We start from the raw sequence: 10,917 nt of genomic DNA, 5'->3' as shown, positions 1-10,917 counted from the left end.
ACCACCCTGACCCAGCAGAGCCTGGACGGAGTGGTGGCGCACGCCGTCCTCGATCATCGCAAGGACGACGCCACCGCGTTCCTGACCGCGCTCGCACACGCCCACACCGGCACCCACGCCAAGGTCTCCTGGCGGCTCGCCCCCTCCCCGCTGCTGGACCCGCCGCCCGCCTACCCGTTCCAGCGGACCCGGTTCTGGCTGGAGGCCCCCGCCGGTGACGCCGCCGGGCTCGGCCTCGTCCCGGCCGGGCATCCGCTGCTCGCGGCCGAGTCCGCGCTCCCGGACGGTGGCTGGCAGGCGACCGGCCGGATCGGTCTCACATCCCGTCCGTGGCTGGCCGACCACGCCGTCCACGGCATGCCGCTGCTGCCCGGCACGGCTCTCCTCGACCTGGCCCTGCACGCCGGGGAGGCCACCGGCTGCCCGGACGTCGACGAGCTGATCCTCCAGGCACCGCTGACGCTGTCGGCCCCGCGCGTCCTCCACATCGTGGCCGAACCGGCCGGTGACGCCGGCCGCCGCCCGTTCGCCGTCCACTCGCGGCCCGCCGACGACCCGTCCGGCTGGGTGACGCACGCGACCGGGATCCTCGCCCCCGAACTCCCCGCGATACCGGTCCCGGACGTCGCGGACGGCGAGCCGGCCGACCTGTCCGGCCTGTACGAACGCCTGGAGAGCGACGGCTACGGCTACGGCCCCGCGTTCCGCAACCTGCGCGGCCTGCGCCGGGCCGGTGACGCGCTCCGCGCCGAGGTCCGGCTGGACGCGACGACACCCGTCGACGGCCACGGTCTCCACCCGGCCCTGCTCGACGCGGCGCTGCACGCCCTCGCCGTCGACGGCCTCGGCGAGCAGGGCACCGGTCTGCCGTTCTCCTGGCGCGGCGTCCGGCTGCACGCGACCGGCGCCGACACCCTCCAGGTCACCTTGACGCCGCTCCGCCCCGACGCGGTCGCCCTCCACGCGACCGACCCGGCGGGCCGTCCCGTCCTGACGGTCGAGGAGCTGGTCGTCCGTCCGCTGACCGGTGATCTCACCGCGGCGGCCCCTGCGAAGTCCGGTGTGCCCGACCTGTTGCACCCGGTGTGGATCCCGGTCGAGGAGCCGGACCGGCTGAGCCCGGCGGACGCGGTCTTCCTCGGCTCCCCGCCGGACGACGCCGACGTCCCCTTTCACGCGGACTTCGCGGCCTGGTCGGCGGCGCTCGGCGACGACGTCCCGCCATCGGAGGTCGTCGCGCTGCCGGTGACGGCGGCCTGCCCGCACGCGTCCGGCGGCTGCGACTGCCCCGCCTCGGCGACCGCGGCGGCCGGAACCATGCTGGGGCTGCTGCGCGACTGGGTGGCCGACGACCGGTTCGCCGGTTCGGTCCTGACCGTCGTCACGCTCCTCGCGCAGGCCCTCCCGGACGACGGGGAGGCCCCGTCCCCGGCGCAGGCGGCGCTGTGGGGCCTGGTCCGCAGTGCGCAGAGCGAGCACCCCGGCCGTTTCCGGCTGGTGGACGTCGCGTCGCCGGAGCCGGGCCCGCTGCTGCGGGCGGTCGCGGCTGCCGAGGCGCTGGACGAGCCGCAGCTGGCGGTGCGGGCCGGGACGCTGTTCCGGCCGCGGCTGGCCGACGGCCGCGAGTCGTTCCTGGTGCCGCCGTCGGACACGGGCTGGCAGCTGATGTCGACGAGCCGGACGGGGTCGCTCGACGACATCGTCCTGGCACCGACCGATCTGCACGACGGCCCGCTGGGGCCGGACGAGGTCCGGATCAGCACCCGTGCGGCCGGTCTGAACTTCCGTGACGTCCTGGTCTCGCTCGGCATGGTGAAGGCGCTGGCCCCGATCGGCGGCGAGGAGGCCGGTGAGGTCATCGCGGTCGGCTCGAACGTGACGACGCTCCGTCCGGGCGACCGGGTGACGGGGCTGTTCTCGCGTGGCGGCATCGGCCCGGTCGCCACCACCGACCACCGGCTCGTCATGAAGGTCCCCGACGTCTGGACCTGGGCCGAGGCCGCGACCATTCCCGTCGCGTTCCTGACCGCCTGGCACGGATTGGTCGTCCTCGGCGGCCTCAGGAAGGGCCAGAAGGTCCTCATCCACGCCGCGACCGGCGGCGTCGGGCAGGCCGCCCTCCAGATCGCCCGGCTGTTCGAGGCCGAGGTGTACGCGACGGCCAGCCCCCGCAAGTGGCCCGTCCTGCACGGCCACGGCCTCGATCACGGCCACATCGCCAACAGTCGCACCACCGACTACGAGCACCACTTCAGGAAGACCGCCCCGCACGGCGTCGACATCGTCCTCAACAGCCTGGCGGGCGAGCACATCGACGCGAGCCTCCGGCTGCTCAAGCCGGACGGCCGCTTCATCGAGATGGGCAAGACCGACATCCGGACGCCCGAGGAGCTGACCGACCACCCCGGCGTCGACTACCAGGCGTTCGACCTGGTCACCACTGGTCCCGAGCACATCGAGGGCCTCAACCGGATCGTGCACGGCCATCTCGCCGCCGGGGACCTCACGCCGCTCCCGCACACGTCCCACCCGATCGCGCACGCCCGCACCGCCATCCGCACCCTCGCCCACGCCACCCACACCGGGAAGGTCACCCTCACGCTGGATCCGCCGCCCGTACACCGGACCGTCCTGATCACCGGCGGCACCGGGACGCTCGGCGCGCTCGTCGCGGAGCATCTCGCCGAGCGGGGGGCCGAGCATCTCCTGCTCGTCAGCAGGCGCGGCCCGCACGCTCCCGGCGCGGACGACCTCAAGTCCCGCCTGGAAGAACTCGGCGCAAGCGTGACGATCACCGCCTGCGACACCGCCGACCCCGACGCACTCGCCGCACTCCTCGCCACCATCCCCGCCGAACACCCCCTCACCGGGGTCGTGCACGCGGCCGGCGTGCTGCGGGACGCACCGCTCCACGGGCAGAGCCCGGAGCACCTCGCTGCGGTGTTCGGCCCGAAGGCGGACGCCGCCTGGAACCTGCATCAACAGACCAAGAACCTCGGCCTGAACACGTTCGTCCTCTTCTCCTCGGCAGCCGGCACCCTCGGCAACCCCGGACAGGCCAACTACGCCGCCGCCAACACCTACCTCGACGCCCTCGCCCACCACCGCCACGCCCAAGGCCTCCCCGCCGTCTCGATCGCGTGGGGACTCTGGGAGCGGGCCAGCGCAATGACCGGCGCGCTCTCCGACACCGACCTCGCCAGGCTCCGCCGATCCGGGCTCGTCCCACTCACCGACGACCACGGGCTCGCCCTGTTCGACGCCGCGCTCCGGCTCGACGAACCGCATGTCGTCGCCCTGCCGATCACCCCCGCGGCGGACACGCACCCGTCGCCGCTGCTGCGCGACCTCGCCCCGCGATCCCGCAGGACGGCCGCCACCCGCGGCACCGACGGTCCCGGCACGGGCGGCGACCTCGCCTCGACCCTGGCGGGACTGACCGCCGATCAGCAGCGCCGGCGGATGCTCACCCTCGTACAGGCGCAGGCCGCCGCCGTCCTCGGGCATCCCGCCGCGCACACGATCGTCGCGGACCAGCCGTTCAAGAACCTCGGCTTCGACTCCCTCACCGCCGTCGAACTCCGCAACCGGCTCGCCAACGCGACCGGGCTGCGGCTGCCGCCGACCCTGATCTTCGACCAGCCCAGCCCCGCCGAGCTCGCCGCGTGGCTGCTCGGCCGGCTCGCACCCGCGGCGGCCGAACCGGTGCCCGCGATCCTCACCGAACTGGACGCCCTGGAGACGGCCCTCGCCGAGGTGCCCGCCGACGACAAGGCCCGTTCCGCGGTCACCGCCCGGCTGGAGGCCCTGCTGGCCCGGTGGGCCGGAGCGCGGACGGACGCCGACGGCGACGACCTGTCCGCCGCGACGGACGACGAGATCTTCAGCGTCATCGACCACGAGCTCGGAATCTCCTGACCCCTTCACGTGAGGAACCCAGATGTCCAACGAAGAGAAGCTCAGGGACTATCTGAAGCGCGTCACGGCCGACCTGCGCAGGTCCAGGCAGCGCGTTCACGAGGTGGAGTCGGAGCGGTTCGAGCCGATCGCGATCGTCGGGATGGCGTGCCGGTACCCGGGCGGAGTCCGCTCCCCCGACGACCTGTGGGACCTGGTCGCCGAGGGCCGGGACGGCATCTCGGACTTCCCCGTCAACCGGGGCTGGCCCGCCGACCTGTACGACCCCGACCCCGACCGGGCCGGCACCAGCTACACCCGGCACGGCGGGTTCCTGCACGACGCCGACACCTTCGACGCGGCGTTCTTCGGGATCAGCCCGCGTGAGGCGCTCGCCATGGACCCGCAGCAGCGGCTCCTCCTCGAAACCACGTGGGAGACGTTCGAGGACGCCGGGCTCGACCCGTCCGGGCTGCGGGGACACGGCATCGGGGTGTTCGCGGGCGTCCTGTCGAGCAACTACGGCTCGCACCTGCTGATCGAGACGCCCGAGGAGATCCAGGGCTACCTGTCGACGGGCATCAGCAACAGCGTCGCGTCCGGCCGGATCTCCTACAGCTTCGGCTTCCAGGGTCCGGCCGTCACCATCGACACCGCCTGCTCGTCCTCGCTCGTCGCGATGCATCTGGCGGCGCACGCGCTGCGGTCCGGCGAGTGCTCCATGGCACTGGCCGGCGGTGTGACGGTCATGGCGGCGCCCACGCCGTTCGTGGACTTCAGCCGTCAGCGGGGCCTGTCCGCCGACGGGCGCTGCAAGCCGTTCGCGGCCGCCGCCGACGGCACCGGCTGGGGCGAGGGCGTCGGCCTCGTCCTGCTGGAGAAGCTGTCGGACGCCCAGCGCAACGGCCACCGGATCCTCGCGGTCATCAAGGGCTCGTCGGTCAACCAGGACGGAGCCAGCAACGGGCTCGCCGCCCCCAACGGGCCGTCGCAGCAGCGGGTCATCGAGCAAGCCCTGGCCAACGCGCGGCTGTCGGCCGACGAGGTCGACGCCGTCGAGGCGCACGGCACCGGCACCCGGCTGGGCGACCCGATCGAGGCGCAGGCGCTGCTCGACACCTACGGACGGCACCACACCGCCGCGCTGCCGCTGCGGCTGGGGTCGATCAAGTCGAACATCGGGCACAGCCAGGCCGCCGCCGGCGTCGCCGGTGTGATCAAGACGGTGCAGGCAATCCGGCACGGCGCGCTGCCGAAGTCGCTGCACGTGGACGAGCCCTCGCCGCACGTCGACTGGTCCGCCGGGCATGTGACGCTGCTGACCGAGACCACGCCGTGGCCCGAGACGGGACGGCCGCGCCGCGCGGCGGTGTCGTCGTTCGGGATCAGCGGCACCAACGCCCACCTCATCCTGGAGCAGGCGCCAGAACCCGACGACGCCGAGGCCCCGGCCCCCGCGCCGGACACGCCCGCCGTCGCGCTGCCGCTGTCGGCGAAGGACCCCGAGGCGCTGCGCGAGACCGCCCGGCGGCTCGGGGAGCACCTCGACGCGCGTCCGGAGCTGGAGCCCGCCGCCCTGGCCGCGCCGCTCGCCGGACGGGCACTGCTCGGCCACCGGGCGGTCGTCGTCACCCCGCCGGACGACCGCGCCGGGACCGCCGCGGCCCTCGACGCGCTCGCCGGCGGGTCGCCCCATCCGTCGCTGGTCGTCGGCGACGCGCCTCCCACCTCGGGCGGGACCGTGTTCGTCTTCCCCGGCCAGGGTTCCCAGTGGGCCGGCATGGGCACGCTGCTCGCCGCCGAGTCGCCGGTGTTCGCCCGCGCTCTGGACGACTGCGCGCAGGCGCTCGAACCCCACACCGGCTGGAACCTCAGGGACGTCCTGTCCCGGCCCGAGCTGCCCGCCGGAACCGACGTGGTGCAGCCCGCGCTGTTCGCGATGATGGTGGCGCTGACCAGGCTCTGGCAGCACCACGGCGTCAGTCCCGACGCGGTCGTCGGCCACAGCCAGGGCGAGATCGCCGCCGCTCACATCGCGGGCGCGCTCAGCTTGGACGACGCCGCACGGGTCGTCAGCGTCCGGTCGCGGGCGCTGCTGGACCTCGCCGGAACCGGCCGGATGGTGTCGGTGCCGCTGGACGCCACCGCCGCCGAGACACTCATCGGCGACCTCGGCCTCACCGGCGAGCTGCGGGTGGCGGCGTTCAACGGGCCGAACCACACGATCGTCGCGGGCGCCACCAAGGCGGCCGAGGCGCTGACCGCCCACGCCGCGGCCACCGGCCTCGACGCCCGGATGATCCCGGTCGACTACGCCTCGCACACCCCGCTCGTGCGGGGGCTGCGCGACCGGCTCCTGGCCGACCTCGGCACGGTCGCGACCGGCCCGGCGGCGATCCCGTTCCACTCGACGCTCACCGGCGGGCTCGTCGAGGACACCGGGCTGCTCGGCGCCGGCTACTGGTACGACAACCTGGCCGCCCCGGTGCTGTTCCACCCGGTGCTCGCCACGCTCGTCCCGCAGCACACGGAGTTCGTGGAAGTGAGCCCGCACCCGGTGCTCGTCCCCGCGATCCTCGACCTGCTGCACGGCGGCGGGACGGCCGGGTCGGCGCATCCGACGCTCCGCCGCGACCAGGGCGGCCTCGGCCGGTTCCTGACGTCGCTGGCCTCCTACCACGTGCACGCCGACGCGCCCGGCACGGACTGGCACGCCCCCGCCTCGCAGGAGCGGGTGCCGTCCTACCCGTTCCAGGGCCGCCGGTTCTGGCTCGACGGGGCCGCGCCCGTCACGAAGGCGACCGGGCTCGGGCTGGCGGCGCCGGAGCATCCGCTGCTCGGCGCGGTCGTCGAGCATCCCGACGGGACGATCGCGTGCACCGCGCGTCTCGCGCTCGACACCGAGCCATGGCTCGCCGACCACACGGTGAACGGGACGGTTCTGCTGCCGGGCACGGCGTTCGTCGAGCTCGCCCTGCACGCAGGGCACCGCTGGGGTTGCGAGACCGTCGAGGAGCTGACGTTGCAGGCTCCGCTCGTGCTGTCCGCCGGGCCACAGGATCTGCACGTCACGGTCAGCGCCGCCGGAGACGGCGGACGCCGGTCGTTCGCCGTGCACTCCCGACCGCACGGCGACCAGGCCGCGTGGACGGTCAACGCGACCGGGACCCTGACACCGGAGGTGTCGGCCGCGGTCCCGGCGGGCCCTCCGCCCGGCGGCACGCCCGTCGACGTCTCGGGGCTGTACGACCGGATCGCCGAGGACGGCTACGGCTACGGGCTGTCCTTCCGCGGTCTACGCGGCCTGCGCCGCGACGGCGACGTCCTCCACGCGGAGGTCGGCCTCGGCGAGGCCGCCGCCACCGGTGGGTACGGCCTCCACCCGGCGCTGCTCGACGCCGCCCTGCACGCCCTCATAGCCGACCGGGACGACCGGACGCCCGACGGCGCGGAGCCCGACGGCGTCAGCCTTCCGTTCTCCTGGAGCGGGGTGCGCCTGCACGCGACCGGCGCCGACACCCTGCGGGTCGCGGTGACCCGACTGCGAGACGGCGCGGTGGCGCTGTATGCCGCCGACCCGCAGGGCCTCCCGGTGCTGACCGTCGACGAACTGACCCTGCGCCCCCTCGGCGCGGGCCTGTCGGTCCCGGCCGGTCCGGCCGCGCACGACCTGTTCCATCCGGTCTGGCACGCCCTGCCCGACACCGCCCCCACCCGCGTCGATGGCGAGCCCGTACTGCTCGGGTCCCCCGCCGAGGGCGCGGCGTGCGGCGGGCTCGCGGAGCTCATCGGGGCCCCCGGCGAGGCGATCGCGCTGCCGTCGCTGACGGCGTCCTCCTGCGCGCACGGGGTCTGCGGCTGCCCCGAGGCGGTCGCCTCTGCGACGCGGGCGGCGCTCGCCCTGGTCCAGGGCTGGCTCGACGCGGACGGCGGCACCCTGACGTTCGTGACCCGCGAGGCCCACGACGACCGGAGTCCGTCGCTCACGGCGGCGGCGGTGTGGGGGCTGGTGCGCGGGGCGCAGAGCGAGCATCCGGGCCGCTTCCGGCTCCTCGACGCCGACACCGACGCCCCGGCCGCGCTCCTGCGGGCGGTCGCCACGGGGCGGTCCCTGGACGAGCCTCAGCTCCTGTTGCGCGGCGGTGTCCTGCACCGGCCCTCGCTGGTCGACAGCCGCAAGGAGTTCCTGATCCCGCCGGACCACGACGGCTGGCAGCTGGAGAAGATCACCCGGACGGGCACCCTCGAGGACGTCGTGCTCGCGCCGACCGACCTGCACGACCGTCCGCTGGAGCCGCACGAGATCCGGATCAGCACCCGCGCGGCCGGCCTGAACTTCCGGGACGTCCTCGTCTCGCTCGGCATGGTCGCCACCGACTCGCCGATCGGCGGCGAGGAGGCGGGCGAGGTCATAGGCGTCGGCGCGGACGTCACCGGGTTCCAGCCGGGCGACCGGGTGACGGGCCTGTTCACCCATGGCGGCATCGGCCCGGTCGCCACCACCGACCACCGGCTCGTCATGAAGATCCCCGACGCGTGGACGTGGCCGCAGGCCGCGACGATCCCGGTCGCGTTCCTCACCGCCTGGCACGGGCTGGTCGTCCTCGGCGGCCTCAGGAAGGGCCAGAAGGTCCTCATCCACGCCGCGACCGGCGGCGTCGGGCAGGCCGCCCTCCAGATCGCCCGGCTGTTCGAGGCCGAGGTGTACGCGACGGCGAGTCCGGCCAAGCACCACGTCCTGCGCTCGCACGGCCTCGACGACGAGCACATCGCCAACAGCCGCGTCGCCGATTATGAGGACCATTTCCGGCGGACGGCCCCCGGTGGCTTCGACATCGTGCTGAACAGCCTCGCCGGGGAGCACGTCGACCTCGGGCTGCGGCTGCTCAAGCCGGGCGGGCACTTCATCGAGATGGGCAAGACCGACATCCGGACACCCGAGGAGCTGACCGACCACCCCGGCATCGACTACCAGGCCTTCGACCTGATCAGCACGGGCCCCGACCACCTCGGCGTCCTCACCGAGGCCGTCCGCGGGCATCTCGCGTCCGGGGCGCTCGTCCCGCTGCCGTGCACCTCCCATCCGATCACGCACGCCCATGCCGCCATCCGGGTTCTCACGCGGGCCACCCACATCGGGAAGGTCACCCTCACGCTGGATCCGCCGCCCGCGCACCGGACCGTCCTGATCACCGGCGGCACCGGGACGCTCGGCGCGCTCGTCGCGGAGCGGCTGGTGTCCGGGCACGGGGTGCGGCGGCTGCTGCTCGTCAGCAGGCGCGGCCCGCACGCTCCCGGCGCGGACGACCTCAAGTCCCGCCTGGAAGAACTCGGCGCAAGCGTGACGATCACCGCCTGCGACACCGCCGACCCCGACGCACTCGCCGCACTCCTCGCCACCATCCCCGCCGAACACCCCCTCACCGGGGTCGTGCACGCGGCCGGCGTGCTGCGGGACGCACCCGTGGAGGCGCAGACCGCCGACCATCTCGACGCGGTCCTGCGCCCGAAGGCGGACGCCGCCTGGAACCTGCATCAACAGACCAAGAACCTCGGCCTGAACACGTTCGTCCTCTTCTCCTCGGCAGCCGGCACCCTCGGCAACCCCGGACAGGCCAACTACGCCGCCGCCAACACCTACCTCGACGCCCTCGCCCACCACCGCCACGCCCAAGGCCTCCCCGCCGTCTCGATCGCGTGGGGACTCTGGGAGCGGGCCAGCGGAATGACGGGCGCGCTGTCGGAGGCGGAGTGGGCGCGACTGCGCCGCTCCGGCGTGAACCCGCTCTCCGACGACCACGGCCTGGCCCTCCTGGACGCCGCGCTCCGGCTCGGCGAACCGCAGGTCGTCGCCGCGCCGATCACCGCCGCGACCACCGAGCACCACCCGTCGCCGCTGCTGCGCGGCCTGGCACCCGCCCGCCGCCGGACGGCCGCGGCCGGCGCGCCCACGGGCGGCGGCGGTCTCGGCGCGGAGCTGGCGCCCCTCGACGACGACCAGCGGCGGGAGCGGGTCCTCGGGGTCGTCCTGGCGCAGGCCGCCGCCGTCCTCGGCCACCCGGACCCGGACCTCGTCTCCCCCCGCCTGGCCTTCAAGGACCTCGGCTTCGACTCCCTCACCGCCGTAGAACTCCGCAACCGGCTCGCCAACGCGACCGGGCTGCGGCTGCCGCCGACCCTGGTCTTCGACCATCCGAACCCGTCCGAGCTCGCCGCCCACCTCCTCACCCGGCTCGCCCCCGACGCCGCGCCCGCCGCACCGGCCGCGCCGGTCAGGACGGCTGCGGCCGACGACGAGCCGATCGCGATCGTCGGGATGGGCTGCCGCTACCCCGGCGACGTCCGGACGCCGCAGGACCTGTGGAACCTCGTCGCGGGCGAGGTCGACGCGCTGACCGCGTTCCCCGCCGACCGCGGCTGGCCTGCGGGCCTCTACCACCCCGACCCGTCCCGCCCGAACTCCAGCTACACCGACCAGGGCGGATTCCTGCACGACGCCGGGGACTTCGACCCGGCGTTCTTCGGGATCAGTCCGCGCGAGGCGCTCGCCATGGACCCGCAGCAACGGCTCCTCCTCGAAACCGCGTGGGAAACCCTGGAGAGCGCGGGACTCGACCCCGAACGGCTGCGGCCGCGGGCCGTCGGCGTCTACACCGGGGTCCTGGCCAGCAACTACGGCGCGCATCTGCTGCACGAGGCGCCCGAGGATGTGCAGGGCTACCTGTCGACGGGCATCAGCAACAGCGTCGCGTCCGGCCGGATCTCGTACACCTTCGGATTCGAAGGTCCGGCCGTCACCATCGACACCGCCTGCTCGTCCTCGCTCGTCGCGATGCATCTGGCAGCGCACGCGCTGCGGTCCGGCGAATGCGAACTGGCCCTCGCGGGCGGCGTCACCGTGATGGCCGCGCCGACCCCGTTCCTGGAGTTCAGCCGCCAGCGCGGCCTCGCCCCGGACGGCCGATGCAAAGCGTTCTCCGCGACCGCCGACGGAACCGGCTTCTCCGAAGGCGTCGGCCT

At 74.4% G+C, this 10,917-nt stretch carries 2 protein-coding genes; both read left to right on the top strand.

Translation table 11 applies throughout. From position 1 onward, the window contains the following. On the top strand, positions 1–3,918 hold a 3,918-nt coding region (locus tag ABZ887_RS50555), incomplete at its 5' end, for an SDR family NAD(P)-dependent oxidoreductase (protein ID WP_361306407.1). A gap of 22 nt (positions 3,919–3,940) precedes the next feature. Then, positions 3,941–10,917 (top strand): SDR family NAD(P)-dependent oxidoreductase (locus tag ABZ887_RS50550; RefSeq protein WP_361306405.1); only part of this gene is annotated, 6,977 nt, incomplete at its 3' end.

The sequence above is a fragment of the Streptomyces sp. NPDC047061 genome (genome assembly GCF_040643955.1).
Lineage (GTDB): Bacteria > Actinomycetota > Actinomycetes > Streptomycetales > Streptomycetaceae > Streptomyces.
Note: the sequence above shows the minus strand (reverse complement) of the source record. Positions and strands in the feature narration are given on the sequence as shown.